Raw genomic sequence first — 16,770 nt, 5'->3', positions numbered from 1 at the left:
TTATTGCGTCAGCCCACAGCCTTATAGGATTTTTGCACCCAACAAGGCAAAAGCTGGTCAACTTTAGCAAAAGAAAGCCCTGTTTAGTGCTTTCGAACATCAAAAGCAAGGTATTTTTCAAGAAAATTAAGATATGCTGCCATGAATCTGATAAAAACTTCAGCATATCCCCTCTTTCTGAACGCCAGAAGGAGAAACCTCAATGTCAAAATATAAGGCGGTTTTACAGCTCCATTTTCAGAATCTCCACGCCTCTTTCTTTCCGAAACCACAGCCATCACTCCAGCAAGAGGCAGCAGGTATAATCCAACACCTCGGAAAGGCAGGAAGAAAGGCAAGATTGGCGAATTAGGGAAAATATCGTAAATTTGCATTTATAACTTGTATCACAGGTTTTACTATGACTCAACAAGAAACAAATGAAGCCTTCAAGGTTGTCCACCAATCTTTCAGCACACGCGAAGCCATCGACGAGGCCAAACGATGCCTCCACTGCAAAGTGCCACTGTGCCGAAAAGGCTGCCCGATAAACAACAACATACCGGAGTTTATCCACCAGCTCTCGAAAGGGAACATTGGCGACGCCATGGCCATCATCAACGAAACATCGGACCTCCCCGCCATCTGTGGCCGTGTTTGTCCGCACGAGAAACAATGCCAAGGCAGTTGCATACTCAATAAGAAAGGAAACCCCATACAGATTGGGCGACTCGAATCCTTTATTGCCGATTTCGACACGAAGATGCAGTTCAACCGCGAGCGCATCGTGCAGAAAAGTCGCGGCAAGATCGCCGTGATTGGTTCAGGCCCCGCCGGTCTGACGGTGGCGGGCAATCTGGCGCGCAAAGGCTTCTCCGTGACGATTTATGAAGGACAGAAAGATTTAGGAGGCGTGCTGATGTTCGGCATCCCCGAGTATCGTTTGCCCAAAACCGTTGTGCGAGCGGAAATAGAAAAGATAGAGGAGCTGGGCGTAAACTTCATCACCAACACCATGGTGGGAGAAAACGGCCTGACCGTTGATTCGCTCTTCACGCAAGGCTTCGACGCCATTTTCATGGGAACAGGCACGTCCGTCCCTATCGACATGAACGATGTGAAAGGTGCGCGCCTGCGCGGAGTGAACCAAGCCACCTATCTGCTCCACCAAGTCAATGCTTTCAATGAGGGGGCTATCAGCGCGCGCAATGTGCCCATCAAGGCAGGGGAGCGCGTGGGCGTTATCGGAGGTGGAAATGTGGCTATGGACGCTGCCCGCACCGCCATCCGCCTCGGCGCTGATGTCACGATTATCTACCGCCGCACCGATGCCGAGATGCCGGCCATTCGAGCCGAGTACGAAGAGGCTTTGAAAGAGGGAGTGAAATTTTGGTGGAAGTCCACCGCCACGGAGTTTATCGAAGGACGCCGCGGCCGCTTGGGAAGCGTGCGCATCCACAGCGAAGAGGGCGACCGCATTGAGCCGTTCGACCGTATCTTCTTAGCCATTGGTTCGCGCCCCTCAAGCCGCATTGTGACAACTACCGACGGCATCGAAACAGATGAAAAGGGCTATGTCAAAATTGTAGAACGCCCCTACGGCATGACCACTCGCCGCGGCGTTTTCGCAGGAGGTGACGTCGTGCATCGCCCACAAACCGTGGTATTGGCGATGAAAGCCGCACAAGAAGTAGCTTTAGGCATCGAGGAATACGTAAACGCCGTTAAGTTGCTCGAAGAAATCGAGCAAGGAAGCAAATAAAAATTCTGCTCCAGTCCTCCTCTCCATCAGGAGAAAAGCAGGAGCGAAAAGTCAAGATACACCAAGCTAACAATATAAACAGGAGGATAAAAAATGGAAACGAATAACACTACGACGGACACCTTCCTCTTGGAAATACCCAAGGCTGATAGTTCACTACTAAAGTCACTCGTTAAACGAATGGGCTGGACAGTGAAGGCTACAACAAAGCCTACGCCCTACGAACAAGCACTTGACGAGAAAGAGCACGGATGCGTCAATGAGTATGATTCCCCTGAAGAACTGTTCTCCAAAATGGGAATCTGATGGCATACCGACTCTTTACCACACATCAGTTTGAGAAAGACCTCAAACGATGCAAGAAACGGGGGCTACCAATGGAGAAACTGAAAGAGATTATCAGAGAGTTGGTGGCAAGCGGAAGAGTGCCCGGTAAGTTCAAGCCTCACTTGCTCCACGGTAATAGAAACGGTCAATGGGAATGTCATATACAACCCGACTGGCTACTTATCTGGGAACAGAACGATAAAGAACTTACCCTACTCATGCTGAACACAGGAACACACGCCGATTTGTTTGGCAAAACTAAAAGATAACGCCAAGTGGACATGCACTTGGCGTTTTTTATGCCTTTCTTCCCCGTGATTTATAGACATCTGCAAACAGGTATATCGCCCCTGCCGGAAATTCCAAAGACTCCACAAATGCTTCTCCCTTTTCCAACAAGCGTGAGGAACGTTAAAGGAGCAAAGAAAAAGCCTTTATTGATTGTTTATACTGAGTTTTATCATCGAGAAAAAGAAAAAGGGCATATCAGAATCATGATATACCCTTTTATTATTATCCTTTTCTCCAACAAGCCCCTACTTGGTTGAAGCTCCGCATAGGGCGGCTTGTTCGAGTTCTTGAGAGCTTAACTCTTCAGTGCGCGCATGGCATTGAGCACGGCCAAGACCATGACGCCAACATCGGCGAAGACGGCCATCCACATTGTGGCAATGCCGAAAGCAGCAAGGAAGAGCACCAGCACTTTCACACCGATGGCAAACCACGCGTTTTGCATGGCAATGCCCACGGTACGCCGCGCAAGCGCGATGGCCAGTGCCACTTTGGAAGGTTTATCGTCCATGATGACAACATCGGCGGCTTCGATGGCAGCATCTGAACCCAGACCGCCCATAGCCATGCCCACATCGGCACGAGCCAGCACTGGGGCGTCATTCATACCGTCGCCCACAAAAATCAAGCTCTGTCCGTCGGCTTTCGCTTTCAGCAACGCTTCCACCCGTTCCACTTTTTCAGCAGGAAGGAGTTCCGTATGAACTTCATCAAGCGCGAGCTGCTTTGCTACATCCTCACCCACTTCCCGACGGTCGCCCGTCAGCATCACAGTACGGCGCACACCGGCAGCTTTGAGGGCTTCGACAGCCTCGCGAGCATCGCTCTTCACTTCGTCGGAGATAACGATGTGTCCGAAATATTCGCCATCAACTGCCACATGAACAATCGTCCCGACCAATTCGCAGGGCTGGAAACGAACATTGAGTTGCTCCATCATCTTCGTATTGCCCACACAAACCGTCTTACCATTGACAACGGCACGCACGCCCTGCCCGCTCATTTCCTCCACTTGCTCCACGGTGCAACCGTCCTGCTCGTGACTATAAGCCTCGCGCAGCGAAACTGCAATAGGATGCGTTGAGAAACGCTCCACATGAGCGGCAAGATGCAGGAGTTGTTCTTCATCACACTGCTCGGGATGAATCGCCGTCACCTTAAACACACCGCGCGTCAGCGTGCCCGTTTTGTCAAACACCACGGTATCAACTTTAGAAAGGGCATCCATATAGTTTGATCCCTTGATGAGAATGCCGCGACGGGAAGCACCGCCAATGCCGCCAAAGAAAGTAAGCGGAATAGAGATGACGAGGGCGCAGGGACAGGACACCACGAGGAATGTTAAAGCTCGATTGAGCCACACGGGGAATGCCGTGGCGAAATTCTCTGCGAAAAGCGGTGGCAGAAAAGCCAACGCGATGGCTACATAAACCACGATGGGCGTATAGACTTTTGCGAAGCGCGCTATGAAGGTTTCGCTCTTCGATTTGTGCTCGCCAGCATTCTCCACAAGGTCGATAATCTTCGACGCCGTGGATTCGCCAAAAGTTTTCTCAACGCGCACTTTCAACACGCCCGTCAGATTGACAGAGCCAGAGATGATGCTGTCGCCGGAATGGGCCATGCGGGGCACGCTCTCCCCTGTCAGCGCAACGATGTCAAGGGTGGTCTCCCCTTCCAATATGCAACCATCCATGGGCACTCGCTCGCCAGGGCGCACCTCTATGATTTCCCCCACTCCAACGGTTGTCGGCTCAACGGTTTGCACTCCTCCCTCGCGCTCCACATGAGCCACATCGGGACGAATATCCATCAATTCAGCAATTGACTTACGGCTCCTATCTTCAGCATAATGCTCAAAGAGTTCACCCACCTGAAAGAAAAGCATCACAAAGACCGCCTCGGGAAACTCTGTGGCTGCTCCGGGCAAAAAACCAATGGAAAGCGCGCCGAGAGTAGCGATGCTCATGAGTAGGTCCTCATTGAACGGTTCGCGCTCCATGATGCCCTCAATCGCTTCTCCCAGCACATCGTAGCCTGCAACGAGGTAAGGCACGAGAAAAATTAGCAACTGCTGCCACACGGGCAGTTGTACATTGTGGACAATAAGGACGGCCACCACTAACAGCAAGGCCGCAACGATGATCCTAAAAAGTTTGTTGTGTGAATGCATAAGACGCTACCTTTTATTTGTTCTGCTTGCAAAGGTAGGGATAAGGTTTTGCAACTCGGTTGCAAAGTTGCTGGGCAGCTCCCGCTACTTCATCTCTCGAAAAGCCCACCTCACCAGCGGAACGGCCAAAAGGAACGCCAACACATCGCTAACGGCTTGGCAACACTCCACGCCCGTCAGCCCGAAGTAGTGGGGCAAAAGGATAATGAGCGGAACGAAAAACAATCCCTGACGTGCTGCCGCCAAGATATTGGCGCGAATGGTTTTCCGACAAGTCTGCATCAGCATATTCGAGACTGTAAGCATCGCTATGAGGGGGTAAGAAATGATTTGATAGTGGAGCGCAGAAGTGCCCACGGCTATCACCTCTGGGTCGTTGCGGAACAGCGCGATAGCTCCCTTACTAAAGAAAAAGAGAAGTACAGCCCAAAACACGAGGAACACCGTACCTACTTTCAAGCAGAAGTTATACCCCTCTTTGATACGCCCATACAGTTTTGCACCAAAGCAGAAACCACACAGCGGTTGGAAGCCTTGCCCCAGCCCCACCACAACGCTATACACAAACATTGATATGCGATTGACGATGCTCATGGCTGCAATGGCTGCATCGCCATAAGCTCCAGCCGCAAAATTAAGGGCAATGGTGGATACAGCGGCCAAGCCCTGTCGCGAAATAGAGGGAGTGCCGCCTGCCAGTATCTCTTTGACGTAGGCGAAGGAGAAACTGATACGCTTCACGGAGTAGCGGATGATGTTAGGGCTCATGCGCGTCATTCGCAGCATCACGATGAACCCGAAGATATAGCCCACCACCGTTGCGAGGGCTGCACCGGCCACGCCCATACGCAAGCCGAAGATGAAAATAGGGTCGAGCACGCAGTTAAGTACGGCACCGCTCACCATGCCATACATAGAATAGCGCGCATACCCCTGAAAGCGCATTTGGTTGTTGATGCAAAACGAGCCCATCAAGAAAGGCACGCCGAAAAGGGAGATGCCGAGGTAGCTCTCCGTGTAAGGTAAAATCGTGGGCGTACTGCCCAACATTTTAGATATAGGAGTGAGAAAAACAAGACCGAAAACGGCCAACAAAGTACCGCAGCAAAGGGCGTAGAAAAAGGCGGTCGACGCCATACGTTCCGCATGATGACGATCGCGCGCCCCCAACTGACGTGCTATGTAAGTGCCCGAGCCATTACCAAAAAAGAAACTAAAAGCCTGCACCACAAACATGAGGGAAAAGACCACGCCGACAGCCGCCGTCGACTGCGTATCGATCTGCCCCACAAAGAAGGTGTCGACAATGTTGTAGACATTCGTTATCAGCATCGAGATAATAGTAGGCACGGCCAGTGTCCCTATCACCTGGTGAATAGGGCCTTTCGTCAGAAAGGCATAATTATCCGTTACTTTCATCGCCCACAAAGGTACGAAAAACACAATAAAACGCCTGACAGACACCGCCATCCTTCTCTCCCTTCCCCTCATGGGTTTCGCAGAGCTGCCCACTGCCGCATCCGCCTTTTCCCTTCATACGTTCCCCCGTTTTGGCTCGAAATCCATAACTTTGTTGCTCAGAAAGGCTTTGACAGTCGGCAAGATGCGGAATCGAAGCCACTGTTGCCACGTAACAAAAGAACGCTAAATGAAACTCATCGAACTCAAAAGTCTACAACAAGAGGGAGCGGAGATGTTCAGCGCCCTGACTGAAGCACAACTACGCAACCGCCTCGAACCCGACCGCGGCATCTTCATTGTGGAAAGTCCCAAGGTCATCGATGTGGCGTTGCGGGCTGGCTACACCCCCGTGGCTCTTCTCTGCGAACGCCGCCATATCACGGGCGATGCCGCGGATATCATCCGTCGGTGCGGAGACATTCCCGTTTACACAGGGGAGCGCGAACTCCTCGCCGGACTCACGGGCTACAAACTGACGCGCGGTGTGCTCTGCGCCATGCGTCGGCCGCAACCGCGCGCACTTGAGGACGTTTGCCGCAACGCACGGCGCATCGTGGTCATCGACAACGTTGTAGACACCACCAACATAGGGGCGATTTTCCGTTCAGCAGCCGCACTGGGCATCGATGCTGTCCTACTGACGCGCAACTCCTGCGACCCGCTCAATCGGCGAGCGGTGCGCGTGTCGATGGGCTCGGTATTCTTAGTTCCCTGGACCTGGCTCGACGGCCCAATAAGCAGTCTCAACGCCCTCGGCTTCAAAACGGCCGCTATGGCCCTTTCGGACAACTCCATCCCTCTCGATGCGCCCGAACTGAAAGCCATCCCACGCTTGGCCATTATCATGGGCACAGAGGGCGACGGTCTCCCCACAGAAACCATTGTTGCATCGAACTATGTGGTGCGCATCCCGATGTCTCACCAAGTTGATTCGCTCAACGTAGCCGCTGCCGCCGCCGTCACATTTTGGGAGTTGAGAAGCCCCTCCCCCGCGCTGTCTGAATAAAACAAGTTGATGACAAATAAAAAGAAAGTAACAAAGCCCTCATTCTCTCTCGAAAATGAGGGCTTTGCTTAAAATAAGAAGAATTATTATTTCTATTTCAGGGGAGAACTACTTTCTCCAAACCACAAAGGCAGTTGGTAGTTAGAAGAATAAAAAGGATCTACACGCGAGGCTTGTGGATCAGCCGACAAATGTATACCTACTGCATTCCCTTGCGTGTTGCTCGTAAAATAGAGTGCTGATTTACCAAAGAACCAGTTTTCACCATTTAATTTACCACCTAATGCAGGTACATAGAAGTAATCGTTAATATTCGACATTAATGGACGACCATGTACTACAAGGGCATCACCATTCAAATTAGAGAACACTTGTGGTCGTAGATCATTTCCTTGTGGATCTCGCTCATTTAGTTCTGCTACACTAAGACCATTCTCTGCAGCAATAACACTGGCTTTCTTATACCACATTCCTTTACAATAAAGATGTCCCTGCGTAGACCAAATTGATTGAGTGTCCCAATGCGGTGATCCTTTTTCGGCATACCATACCATCAAATTACTATTGGGAGCAAGATTGAATATTTCAGATTCTTCCGCTGTATAATACTCGCTTGCATAATCTTTAGGCGTGAGATTCGCTGTTATATCATAAACATTGTTAGCCAAAAAGAGTTTGCCCACAGGTAAGGTCTTAGTAATGACTCCTTCAACCTTAGTCACTGGGTCTTTGATGTAATAGTCCACAGTGAGCGAGTGCGTACCAGGAGCAATGACCATATAAGCAGCATTTGTTGCTACATCAGTAGCTGTATTAGAGAGAGGGAATCCGTTGGGAAGCGTTGTCCCCAGCGTGGTGAGGGTAATTTCAGTAGCAGCATTAGCCGTAGGCGCAGAGGAGAGACCGGACATTGAGAGGGTATAGTCGCCTGCAATGGCATTATCCGACTTCACTACAATCTTCTTCAGATAGATATTCTGACCAAGTTCAGCGTTCGTAACGCGTGGCAGGAAGCAGAGATAGGCGGCCTTGTGGTTGAGCATAAACTCAAAATGGTCGCCCACACGAGTAGCAGTAGATGTGCCGCAGTCGCCCACCCCACCTATATGTTTGGCGGTGTTGGGAGAGGTCTGGGTCTGAGATGTTGAGATAATCACCTTTTCAGATGTAGCACCTGCTGCAGCACCGGTGTAATACACCTCGTAGGTGTTTTGAGCCGTATATGCACCTGGCACTTTGAACCGTGCCCTGGGTTGAGTTGCAGAGATATTGTTTTCACCACTCTTCTGCAAAGCATTGTTGTCGTCCTTTACATAGATGTTATCACCTGGTTCCCAATAGAAACGACTACCTGCAAGATAATCGTGACCACCCATAGAGGTTCGAGGGGTATACTTCATTAAGCGATTGGGAGACACACTGGAAAAAGAGGTCAGAGCTGAAGAACTGCCACCGTCTGTCCCGTTGCCGCGTTCTATAGGCTCATCGCTTGCGCAACTGCCCATAAAGGCTAACATGCCTGCGGCGAGAATGTTTAGATAGATTTTTGTTTTCATTGTCGTTCGTTCTTAATTTCTTACGTTTCGGATTATTACGTTGTTACTCTTTACAAAAAGAAGGATTCTTAATTCCACAAACTGGAATTGATCCATTCTTTCCGGGTGTCGCCCATAGAGCCGCCCGACTCACCGCTATTGTGCCCATTATCGCCACTATCGCCGAGATCGCCTCCAGAAGTGCCACCATTATGGCCACCTTCGAAGGAACCGCAAAGAGGCCTACCTTCACAGCTCGTGGCTATAGCACACGTTGTGGGCGGCAGGTATGCCCGTCTTCTTAATTGATTCTTGTTCATGTTTTTTTTGGAGTATATTGTTAATTGAATTTTCTATAGTCTTTTCCTATCCTAAAACCTAAAATTGATATTCATCCCTGCTTCTTCTGAACAGAAAAAAACTAAATAAAAGAATATAGAGATTCGGGCAAAGGAACGGTAGAATAGTCCTTTGCCTATAATTACTCTGCGAGCTTCTGCCGAGAGCGGTAATATAGAAAATACTAAATGAAGAGAATATAAGCGGAAGTACGCCTATACTATATACTATACAGAGAGAGAGAGAGAGAGAGAGAGAGAGAGAGAGAGAGAGAGAGTATAAAATTATTTGAAACGGCCAAATAATTCAACACTTTTTTCGCAGAAAAACTTACATCCCACAGCTCTATATATGTATCTTTAGCGGATAAAGAAAGATGATGCAAATTCTTATAATTCTCTAATACGTTCATTCAATGGTAGTTATAGCCAGCCGCAAAAATACAGAAAGTTTTTCGGAAAGGCCAAATAAAAATACAAAAATATAAAAAGAGAGTATTAATATTTACTGAAAAGTTCGGAATGGCTACCAAGTCTTAGCAATTTAATAATGCCTTTGGTTTCGTCCATCCAAATGAGCAGGAAGTCGTTTTCTACATGACATTCCATACAACCTTTGTACTCGCCCAACAAGGAGTGCGGACGATTCTTGCGAGGCACTTTTCCATGTTCGCAAAGATAGCGAAGCACAGCTTTCAGATTCTCAAGTTTCCTTTTTCATGCTTATAGCGCTTCAGCATTTCGAGCAATTCGGCATTCAATCTGAAAGATGCTGGCTTTCTTACTGTCGTAGTATCCATTTTCTTATCCTCTTTGTATGCGAATGTAATATAAAATAAGTGAAAAATCCAAACATTTCAACTGAATATTGATATATATAGCTTTATCCATCGCCGTCTCCTACCAAGAAAAATCCGTTTTTTGTTGTCACGTCGTCACGGAGGAGTAAATCTGCTGATAAACAGATGCTTGCGGGCGTGACAACAAAATATTTGTTGTCACACCGTTGTCACCTTGTTGTCACGCATTCAAACCTTACATTTTCAATTAGTTATAGTCAAAGTGAGACAACGTGACGACGTGACAACAAGAAAAACGAACTCTGGAAAGGAGTGTGTTTTCTCATAGTTGTGGCCTTATTTGTCGCGTTCAAAAATACAATAAGGGCGCTGGCTGACGCAATAAGGATGTCAGCTGACAGCCTTATTGTATTTGCAAACGCAATAAGGAAATTCACGCTGGTGCGTATCGCAAAGAAACTTTGGGGTATGAAAAAGCTCCGCCAAAAGAGTTTCGGTGGAGCTATATATAGGCTTGTTAGTTTTCCGCTTTAAGAAAGAGCTTCATACAGATGTTTTCCTATTGACTACCAAAGAGATATTCAAAAATTTATGCTGTGGAAAACCCTGTGGAAAACTTAGTGGAAAACACTAAAACTTACTGATCACTTCTTTGCAACTTTCCATCAACCAAGTGGGGGTGCTGGTGGCACCACAGATACCTACTGTTTCGGCATTGGTGAACCACTCGCGCTCAATGGCTGCAGGATTGTCGACGATATATGAGCGAGGGTTGACCTGCAGACAGGCATTGTAGAGCATCTTGCCGTTGGAGCTCTTCAATCCGCTTACAAAAATGATAACATCGTGCCGAGCTGCAAAACTACGGATATTGGGCAAACGATTAGCCACTTGGCGACAAATGGTGTCGGCATAATGGAAGTGGGCGGGTTCGAGAATGTGGGTGGTGATATAGTCGATGACTTGATGGAAACCATCGAGCGACATAGTGGTTTGTGAGAACAAATAAATATCGCGATTGAAATCGAGGCGCGCAGCTTCCTCCACACTCTGAATAACAAGGGCGTGTCCCTCGGTTTGTCCCACTAAACCTACAACCTCCGCGTGTCCACGCTTACCGAAGATAACGATTTGAGCTTCGGGCATTTGGGCGTAGACATTTTTTACGCGTTTTTGCAACTGCAACACAACGGGGCAAGTGGCATCCACAAGCGTGATGCGATTTTGCTCTGCTAAGGCATAGGTAGCAGGCGGTTCGCCGTGTGCGCGCAACAGCACTTTGGCATCATGGAGCTGAGAAAAACTGTTGTGATCTATGGTTTCCAGTCCGGCCAAGCGCAATCGTTCCACTTCACGATCGTTGTGGACGATGTCGCCCAAACAATAGAGGCGTTCCTTTCCCTGAAGTTCTGTTTCAGCCTTTTTGATAGCAGTGGTCACACCATGACAGAAACCAGAGTGACTATCAATTTCGATGTTCATAACGGCAGGTTCATTAAAGAGAGGCATGTTTGAAAGCGTCCAACAGCCACTGGCTTTGCTCTTCGCGGGTGAGTGTGGAATTGTCCAAAACCAGTGCATCATCGGCCTGACGCAACGGATTGAGTTCGCGATGGGAGTCGATATAATCGCGCTCCTCCACATTTTTCAGAATCTCATTGAAGTCCACTTGCTGCCCCTTGGCGATGAGTTCGTCGTAGCGGCGGCGCGCCCTCACCTCCGCACTGGCAGTGACAAACACTTTGAGTTCGGCGTTGGGAAACACAGCCGTACCGATGTCGCGACCGTCCATAACGATACCTTTTTCACGCCCCATTTCTTGCTGCTGACGCGTCATGGCAATACGCACAAACGGCAGCGCAGCGATGGGACTCACACGGCTGCTTACCTCCATGCCGCGAATCTCATTCTCTACCACCTCGCCGTTGAGACAAACGAGTGGCAGCCCCGTTGCAGCATCCAACTGGAAGTTGACACGGACCTCTCCCATTGCTGCTTCCAAGGCTGGAGCGTCAATGTCGCTACCGTGGAAGAATCCGCGGCGAAGTGCAAAAAGCGTGACGGCACGATACATCGCACCTGTGTCAACGTAGATATATCCAATCTCTTTTGCCAAGGCTTTTGCCATCGTGCTTTTACCGCATGATGAATGGCCATCTATGGCTACTATTATCTTTTTCATATTATTTATTTCAATTGAAAATGTATGGGCACTGTGACTTGTACTATCGTGACTTTCCCTCCTACCTTTCCAGGTTTCCAGCGTGGCATCTTCTTACATGCCTCCAAGGCTGCAGCGTCGAGTTCGGGGGAGAGTTTGCGAGAAATTTTCGGTTCTGCCACGTTGCCTTTTGCATCTACCAAGAAACATACTTCAAGGTCGCCTTCTTTCTTGGCATCTATCGCGCTCTGCGGATAGGCAACGTTTTCGTCGAAAAACTTTACCAACGCATCAATACCGCCAGGAAATTGCGGCATCTCCTCCACCACTTGGGTGGGTGTGAGCTGGCGGCCCTCATCAGGGAGGTCGTCGCGCTCAGCATTGTGGGCAGTGTCGGGAAGAGCCACCCATTCATCGTCATTGACCGTCAGCGTTTCAGGACCTTCAATACCGAATTTTAGCGGAGGGGGAATATGATCAACAATATCAAACACGGACATTTCATCTCCCTCTGGGCCTTGCCGCCGAGGCACAAAACGTCCGGCTGCTATGGCTTTGATGTTTTTCTCTTGGTTCAACTCGAGCGGTTTGAACTGTGTGAGCCGCTCTATCTCTGTGCTGGCTTGACGAATCTCATAGTTGATATAAGCTACCACAGCCAAAGGGATAGCGGCACAAAGGAGGGCAATGCCCACAACAATAGAAAGTGCCCACGTGAGCCGCCTGCCAGCGTTCTTTCTCATCACGTAAGCACCATAATCCTTATTCCGTCCTTGGAAGATCAGATTACACCATTCCTTTGATAATAATTCGTCTCGAAACACGTTATATAAGGGCAAGTTTTACCCGCTTTGGGATACAAAAGTAGTTCAGATTCCGGGATTTCTCTGTATCTTTGAACACAATTTCAGTTAAAGAATGAAAAAAGGTGTCATCTATATAATATTGTCACTGCTATTACCGCTCGGTTTGCAAGCTCAAGAATCCACATCGTCTTATAATGTACTGAAACTTCCTGTTTCGAGTCATGCTTCAGCCTTGGGCGGCGATAACATTTCCCACGTGGAGGATCGCCCTGATGTGGGGTGGAGCAATCCCGCCTTACTCTCCGGTGTGACGGACTATAGCGTGGGATTCAACTTTATGACATACGGTGCCGGAAGCAAGTATTTAGGCGTTCAAGGCGTTAAGGCCATCGGGCAACGCCATACAGTGGCTCTGATGGGGCAACTGATGGATTATGGAGAGATGAAAGAAACCGACGAACAAGGCAAGATATTGGGAACATTCAGTGCCAATGATATTATACTGGCTATGGGATATAGCTACTTACTCTCCGACCGCTGGGCTGGTGGTGCGAACATCAAAATGGTATGTCCCAGCTACGATAAATATCATGCTTTCGGTTTGGGAGTGGATTTGGGCCTCAACTATTTCGATGAAGAGCGCGACTTCAGTGCTTCCTTTGCGCTGCGCAATGTGGGAGCACAACTCAAAGATTTCCACGAAGGCCAGTCGGGACACTTACCATTTAACATGACTTTCGGCTTTACGAAAGGGTTGGAGTCGCTTCCCGTGAGATTGAATGTGACACTGACCGACTTGACACGTTGGAAGAAAAATTACTATTTCCATGCTTCCGACGAGGGAGAAATGAGCAATATGAAAATGGCACTGAATCATCTCGTTTTAGGTGTGGACATCTTACCCGTTGACTGGCTCTACCTGAGTTTGGGCTACAATGTGCGGCGCGGCAACGAACTAAAATCGGCCGGTGCATCAAAGTGGGCCGGACTCACAGCAGGTATGGGGCTTCAACTCAAACGCCTCAAATTCGGTGCTTCATACGCAAAATATCATGTAGGTTTCTCTTCACTGCAATTCAGCGTGGCCTACAGTCTCGATAATCTATAATCCCTAACAACAACTATGGAAACAATCCTGAACAAAATAGAAGCAGCTCTCGCTGCTATCCCCTATCCTCAACAACCAGAGGGACTCTACGAACCCATCCGCTATGTGCTCTCCATGGGAGGTAAACGCCTGCGCCCGACGCTGACGCTCATGGCTTACGCACTCTACAAGGAGGACACGGAGCGCGCACTCCCCACTGCCATTGGCTTGGAGACATACCACAACCACACGCTGCTGCACGACGACTTGATGGATAAAGCTGATATGCGCCGCGGCAAAGCGACGGTTCATAAGAAGTGGGACGAGAACACGGCCATTCTCTCGGGCGACACCATGCTCATCATGGCGTTTCAGCACATCCTCCACACAGATTGTCACCGCCTACCGGAGGTGCTCAACCTGGCAGCGAGAACGATGCAAGAAATCTGCGAAGGACAACAGTACGACATTAATTTTGAAAACCGTAACGATGTTCGGGAAGAGGAATATATCGAGATGATTCGCCTAAAGACAAGTGTGCTGCTGGCTTGTGCCCTAAAGGCGGGGGCGTTGATAGCCGATGCGCCCAAAGAAGACTGCGAACTGCTCTATCAGTTTGGCGAAAAAATCGGATTGGCATTCCAGTTGCAAGACGACTATCTCGATTGCTACGGTGATCCCGCTGTGTTTGGTAAGCAAATTGGCGGCGACATCTGTTGTGCAAAAAAAACATTCATGCTTATCAATGCTTTCAACCGTGCGAACGATGCGCAGAAAGCAGAAATCAATCGTTTGCTCAACGAGGTGGACGAACGCGAGGAGAAAGTGGCGGGCGTACTGACTCTCTACGATGAATTGGAGATTCCCGCACTCTGCCACGAACGCATGGAAACGCTCTATGCCGAAGCGCGCCGCATCTTCGACTGTCTACCCATTGCCGCAGAGCGTAAACAACCGTTGTGGGACTATGCCGAGAAGTTACTAAGCCGCAAGAAATAGTCTCCAGCTCTGATTCTCACAATATGACATTTATAGATACCCACACACACCTCTATGGCGAAGAGTTCGACGCTGATAGAGCCGAAATGGTGGAGCGTGCTCGTGAGGCAGGGGCAGAGAAACTCCTCTTGCCGAATGTGGATGAAGAGAGCATCGGGAGAATGTTGCAGATGTGCGACGACTTCCCCGACCTTTGTTTGCCAATGATGGGACTGCAACCAGAGGAGCTCCCGGCTGATCCTTGGCCGCTGGTGGAGAAGATGAAACACTTGCTCTACACCACACCCGAGCGCTACTGCGCTGTGGGCGAGGTGGGTATAGATCTGTATTGGGATCAGAGCCGACGCGAGGAACAGATAGAAGTGTTTCGCGAAGAGATTCGTTGGGCTAACGAACTCCGCAAGCCTTTGGTGATTCACGCGCGCAATGCTCATCAAGAAATTGTTACCACGCTTCGAGAAGCAGACGCCTCGCAAATACCTGGCGGTATTTTCCATTGCTTCGGCGGAACAACAGAAGAAGCGCGCGAACTGCTCACCTTCGACGGTTTCTATCTTGGCATTGGTGGCATTGTGACATTCAAGAAAAGTACGCTCCCCGCCGTACTCCACACGTGTGTTCCTCTCAACCGAATTTTGCTCGAGACAGATGCGCCCTATCTCACGCCTGTCCCCCATCGCGGCAAGCGAAATGAAAGCGCATACATCCCGCATATCATCGACAAATTAGCAGAGATTTACGACACCACAACAGAGGAAGTGGCACGCATAACCACAGAAAATGCACGAAATCTTTTTGCAATTTAATAAAAAGTTATCGAACATTTGGCAGTTTCAATAACAATACATATCTTTGCACCCGCAAATAAGCAAGGTGCCTTAGCTCAGTTGGTAGAGCATCGGACTGAAAATCCGTGTGTCCCTGGTTCGATTCCTGGAGGTACCACTTAAAGAGAGAAACTTCGATACTCTCTTCCAAAACAAAAATCGAAGACGGTGCCTTAGCTCAGTTGGTAGAGCATCGGACTGAAAATCCGTGTGTCCCCGGTTCGATTCCTGGAGGTACCACTTATAGAAGCGATATTCCTCACAGAATGTCGCTTTTTTGTTTCTATACATTTTATTCTTTACGATTATGACAGAAAAGAACTCCCCCTTTGGACAGATAAAAATCATATATGTGATGGATCCTTACTGCTCTTGGTGCTACGGTGGATCGCAGAACATTCTTCAGCTTTATAATACCTACCACGATGTGGTCGACTTCGAGTTGTTGCCAGCAGGAATGCTTCGTGACGAACATGAAATGCACTACACGCCACGAATGGAGCGCGCCATACTTCGCTCTATGGAAGCAGTGCAGCGCGATACGGGGCGCAAAATGGGCGAAGGATATCTGCGTGCTCTCAGCGAAGAAGACGCTCTTTGGAACAGTGACGCGTCGTGCCGCGCCATAGAAGCTGTCAAGCGAATAGCTCCCAATAAAGCTTTTGCCTTTGCTGAAGCTCTGCTGACAGCACGTTTCCACAAAGGCCTCCTTTTGGACAATCCCACTCTCTTTGCTGAAATTGGAGAAACTATAGGTATCAATTCTGAAGACCTACTTCGCGAATACCTAAAAGAGGAAGTGAAACAGGCTGCCGAAGAAAGCTACAACCGCGCCAACGACCACGCAGAAATCTACCCCACCCTCATGCTCATCAACGGCACTGACCGCTACAAACTCGAAGAAGGCTATGCTCCATACGAGCTCTTAGAAGAACGCCTCCTAAAGATTCTGACGGGCAAGCCCATTGCAGCGGAGGACACAGAAGAGGACGAGGAAGACGAAGCTCCCCGCCACGGTTGCCACGATGGAGTGTGTTATTTATAGATTTATTCAACAAAATAACACACCTAACTTTCTGTTTTATATCTCCTACATAATTAAGAAACCAGCTTCCACACTCCACGAGAAAGGCAGACGAAGAACACAGAAAATTGTATCACGTCTAATAGGCAACACTTTGTCTATAAAAAATACGTATCTAAGTCTAACCTCCTCTC

The 16,770-nt window shown here is 49.0% G+C and carries 18 protein-coding genes and 2 tRNA genes; 10 read left to right on the top strand and 10 right to left on the bottom strand.

All coding sequences use genetic code 11. The annotated features are described in order from the left end of the window. Window positions 1–83: 83 nt before the first annotated feature. Entirely contained in the window at window positions 84–374 is a 291-nt protein-coding gene (locus FHS60_RS04120; protein WP_183695401.1) for a hypothetical protein, read from the bottom strand. Between the two features lie 26 nt (window positions 375–400). On the opposite strand from FHS60_RS04120, the gene FHS60_RS04115 reads away from it, so the two are divergent. The 3 genes from FHS60_RS04115 (at window position 401) to FHS60_RS04105 (ending at window position 2,337) form a co-directional block, all read left to right on the top strand. After that, the gene (locus FHS60_RS04115; protein ID WP_183695398.1) at window positions 401–1,741 is read left to right on the top strand and encodes an NAD(P)-dependent oxidoreductase; all 1,341 of its coding nucleotides are present in this window, start codon (window positions 401–403) and stop codon (window positions 1,739–1,741) included. Between the two features lie 93 nt (window positions 1,742–1,834). Continuing rightward, window positions 1,835–2,047, top strand: coding sequence for a hypothetical protein (locus tag FHS60_RS04110; protein WP_183695395.1), 213 nt, complete (start codon window positions 1,835–1,837; stop codon window positions 2,045–2,047). Then, on the top strand, window positions 2,047–2,337 hold the full coding sequence (locus tag FHS60_RS04105; protein WP_183695392.1) for a type II toxin-antitoxin system YafQ family toxin: 291 nt from the start codon (window positions 2,047–2,049) through the stop codon (window positions 2,335–2,337). The genes FHS60_RS04110 and FHS60_RS04105 overlap by 1 nt, the downstream gene beginning before the upstream one ends. Before the next feature lie 317 nt (window positions 2,338–2,654). Here FHS60_RS04105 and FHS60_RS04100 read toward each other — a convergent pair whose 3' ends face one another. From FHS60_RS04100 to FHS60_RS10425, 3 genes are all read right to left on the bottom strand, one after another. Continuing rightward, a complete protein-coding gene (locus FHS60_RS04100; RefSeq protein WP_183695389.1) occupies window positions 2,655–4,532 on the bottom strand; it encodes a heavy metal translocating P-type ATPase in 1,878 nt (625 codons plus the stop codon). Between the two features lie 84 nt (window positions 4,533–4,616). Continuing rightward, complete coding sequence (locus tag FHS60_RS04095) at window positions 4,617–5,951, bottom strand: MATE family efflux transporter (protein WP_183695386.1); 1,335 nt, start codon at window positions 5,949–5,951, stop codon at window positions 4,617–4,619. Continuing rightward, the gene (locus FHS60_RS10425; protein WP_262886677.1) at window positions 5,935–6,069 is read right to left on the bottom strand and encodes a hypothetical protein; all 135 of its coding nucleotides are present in this window, start codon (window positions 6,067–6,069) and stop codon (window positions 5,935–5,937) included. Before FHS60_RS10425 ends, FHS60_RS04095 begins: the two co-directional genes overlap by 17 nt. Before the next feature lie 111 nt (window positions 6,070–6,180). On the opposite strand from FHS60_RS10425, the gene FHS60_RS04090 reads away from it, so the two are divergent. Then, window positions 6,181–6,999: a TrmH family RNA methyltransferase gene (locus FHS60_RS04090; protein WP_183695383.1), complete on the top strand. Its 819-nt coding sequence runs from the start codon at window positions 6,181–6,183 to the stop codon at window positions 6,997–6,999. 92 nt (window positions 7,000–7,091) lie between these two features. Here FHS60_RS04090 and FHS60_RS04085 read toward each other — a convergent pair whose 3' ends face one another. The 6 genes from FHS60_RS04085 to FHS60_RS10465 form a co-directional block, all read right to left on the bottom strand. Continuing rightward, window positions 7,092–8,555 carry a hypothetical protein gene (locus tag FHS60_RS04085; RefSeq protein ID WP_244957427.1) on the bottom strand — a complete coding sequence of 488 codons (1,464 nt, stop codon included), beginning with the start codon at window positions 8,553–8,555 and terminating at the stop codon, window positions 7,092–7,094. A 68-nt stretch (window positions 8,556–8,623) separates the two neighbouring features. Continuing rightward, entirely contained in the window at window positions 8,624–8,854 is a 231-nt protein-coding gene (locus FHS60_RS04080; RefSeq protein WP_183695380.1) for a hypothetical protein, read from the bottom strand. Between the two features lie 516 nt (window positions 8,855–9,370). Then, window positions 9,371–9,562, bottom strand: coding sequence for a type II toxin-antitoxin system YafQ family toxin (locus FHS60_RS04075; RefSeq protein WP_338081916.1), 192 nt, complete (start codon window positions 9,560–9,562; stop codon window positions 9,371–9,373). Between the two features lie 740 nt (window positions 9,563–10,302). Further along, on the bottom strand, window positions 10,303–11,154 hold the full coding sequence (locus FHS60_RS04070) for a 4-hydroxy-3-methylbut-2-enyl diphosphate reductase (RefSeq protein WP_183695376.1): 852 nt from the start codon (window positions 11,152–11,154) through the stop codon (window positions 10,303–10,305). Between the two features lie 13 nt (window positions 11,155–11,167). Next, window positions 11,168–11,854, bottom strand: a complete 687-nt coding sequence (gene cmk, locus FHS60_RS04065; protein ID WP_009347132.1) for a (d)CMP kinase — start codon at window positions 11,852–11,854, stop codon at window positions 11,168–11,170. A gap of 5 nt (window positions 11,855–11,859) precedes the next feature. Further along, entirely contained in the window at window positions 11,860–12,657 is a 798-nt protein-coding gene (locus FHS60_RS10465; protein WP_183695372.1) for a TonB family protein, read from the bottom strand. Window positions 12,658–12,751: 94 nt separating this feature from the next. Between FHS60_RS10465 and porQ the strand changes: the two genes are divergently transcribed. The 6 genes from porQ (at window position 12,752) to FHS60_RS04030 (ending at window position 16,597) form a co-directional block, all read left to right on the top strand. After that, window positions 12,752–13,747 carry a type IX secretion system protein PorQ gene (gene porQ, locus FHS60_RS04055; protein WP_009347134.1) on the top strand — a complete coding sequence of 332 codons (996 nt, stop codon included), beginning with the start codon at window positions 12,752–12,754 and terminating at the stop codon, window positions 13,745–13,747. Between the two features lie 15 nt (window positions 13,748–13,762). Next, window positions 13,763–14,725: a polyprenyl synthetase family protein gene (locus FHS60_RS04050; protein ID WP_183695368.1), complete on the top strand. Its 963-nt coding sequence runs from the start codon at window positions 13,763–13,765 to the stop codon at window positions 14,723–14,725. A 23-nt stretch (window positions 14,726–14,748) separates the two neighbouring features. Beyond that, window positions 14,749–15,531, top strand: a complete 783-nt coding sequence (locus FHS60_RS04045) for a TatD family hydrolase (RefSeq protein ID WP_183695365.1) — start codon at window positions 14,749–14,751, stop codon at window positions 15,529–15,531. A 66-nt stretch (window positions 15,532–15,597) separates the two neighbouring features. After that, a tRNA-Phe gene (locus FHS60_RS04040) sits at window positions 15,598–15,670 on the top strand. Window positions 15,671–15,719: 49 nt separating this feature from the next. Continuing rightward, window positions 15,720–15,792: transfer RNA gene (locus FHS60_RS04035), tRNA-Phe, on the top strand. 67 nt (window positions 15,793–15,859) lie between these two features. Then, window positions 15,860–16,597, top strand: a complete 738-nt coding sequence (locus FHS60_RS04030) for a DsbA family protein (protein ID WP_183695362.1) — start codon at window positions 15,860–15,862, stop codon at window positions 16,595–16,597. The last annotated feature ends 173 nt before the right edge of the window (window positions 16,598–16,770 follow it).

This window comes from Alloprevotella rava (genome assembly GCF_014195585.1).
GTDB classification, from domain to species: Bacteria; Bacteroidota; Bacteroidia; order Bacteroidales; family Bacteroidaceae; genus Alloprevotella; species Alloprevotella rava.
Note: the sequence above shows the minus strand (reverse complement) of the source record. Positions and strands in the feature narration are given on the sequence as shown.

Excerpts from the sequence above, each read along its gene's own strand:
- FHS60_RS04120 (WP_183695401.1), bottom strand. The coding sequence starts at position 374 with ATGCAAATTTACGATATTTTCCCTAATTCGCCAATCTTGCCTTTCTTC.
- FHS60_RS04115 (WP_183695398.1), top strand. The coding sequence starts at position 401 with ATGACTCAACAAGAAACAAATGAAGCCTTCAAGGTTGTCCACCAATCT.
- FHS60_RS04110 (WP_183695395.1), top strand. The coding sequence starts at position 1,835 with ATGGAAACGAATAACACTACGACGGACACCTTCCTCTTGGAAATACCC.
- FHS60_RS04105 (WP_183695392.1), top strand. The coding sequence starts at position 2,047 with ATGGCATACCGACTCTTTACCACACATCAGTTTGAGAAAGACCTCAAA.
- FHS60_RS04100 (WP_183695389.1), bottom strand. The coding sequence starts at position 4,532 with ATGCATTCACACAACAAACTTTTTAGGATCATCGTTGCGGCCTTGCTG.
- FHS60_RS04095 (WP_183695386.1), bottom strand. The coding sequence starts at position 5,951 with ATGAAAGTAACGGATAATTATGCCTTTCTGACGAAAGGCCCTATTCAC.
- FHS60_RS10425 (WP_262886677.1), bottom strand. The coding sequence starts at position 6,069 with ATGAAGGGAAAAGGCGGATGCGGCAGTGGGCAGCTCTGCGAAACCCAT.
- FHS60_RS04090 (WP_183695383.1), top strand. The coding sequence starts at position 6,181 with ATGAAACTCATCGAACTCAAAAGTCTACAACAAGAGGGAGCGGAGATG.
- FHS60_RS04085 (WP_244957427.1), bottom strand. The coding sequence starts at position 8,555 with ATGAAAACAAAAATCTATCTAAACATTCTCGCCGCAGGCATGTTAGCC.
- FHS60_RS04080 (WP_183695380.1), bottom strand. The coding sequence starts at position 8,854 with ATGAACAAGAATCAATTAAGAAGACGGGCATACCTGCCGCCCACAACG.
- FHS60_RS04070 (WP_183695376.1), bottom strand. The coding sequence starts at position 11,154 with ATGAACATCGAAATTGATAGTCACTCTGGTTTCTGTCATGGTGTGACC.
- cmk (WP_009347132.1), bottom strand. The coding sequence starts at position 11,854 with ATGAAAAAGATAATAGTAGCCATAGATGGCCATTCATCATGCGGTAAA.
- porQ (WP_009347134.1), top strand. The coding sequence starts at position 12,752 with ATGAAAAAAGGTGTCATCTATATAATATTGTCACTGCTATTACCGCTC.
- FHS60_RS04050 (WP_183695368.1), top strand. The coding sequence starts at position 13,763 with ATGGAAACAATCCTGAACAAAATAGAAGCAGCTCTCGCTGCTATCCCC.
- FHS60_RS04045 (WP_183695365.1), top strand. The coding sequence starts at position 14,749 with ATGACATTTATAGATACCCACACACACCTCTATGGCGAAGAGTTCGAC.
- FHS60_RS04030 (WP_183695362.1), top strand. The coding sequence starts at position 15,860 with ATGACAGAAAAGAACTCCCCCTTTGGACAGATAAAAATCATATATGTG.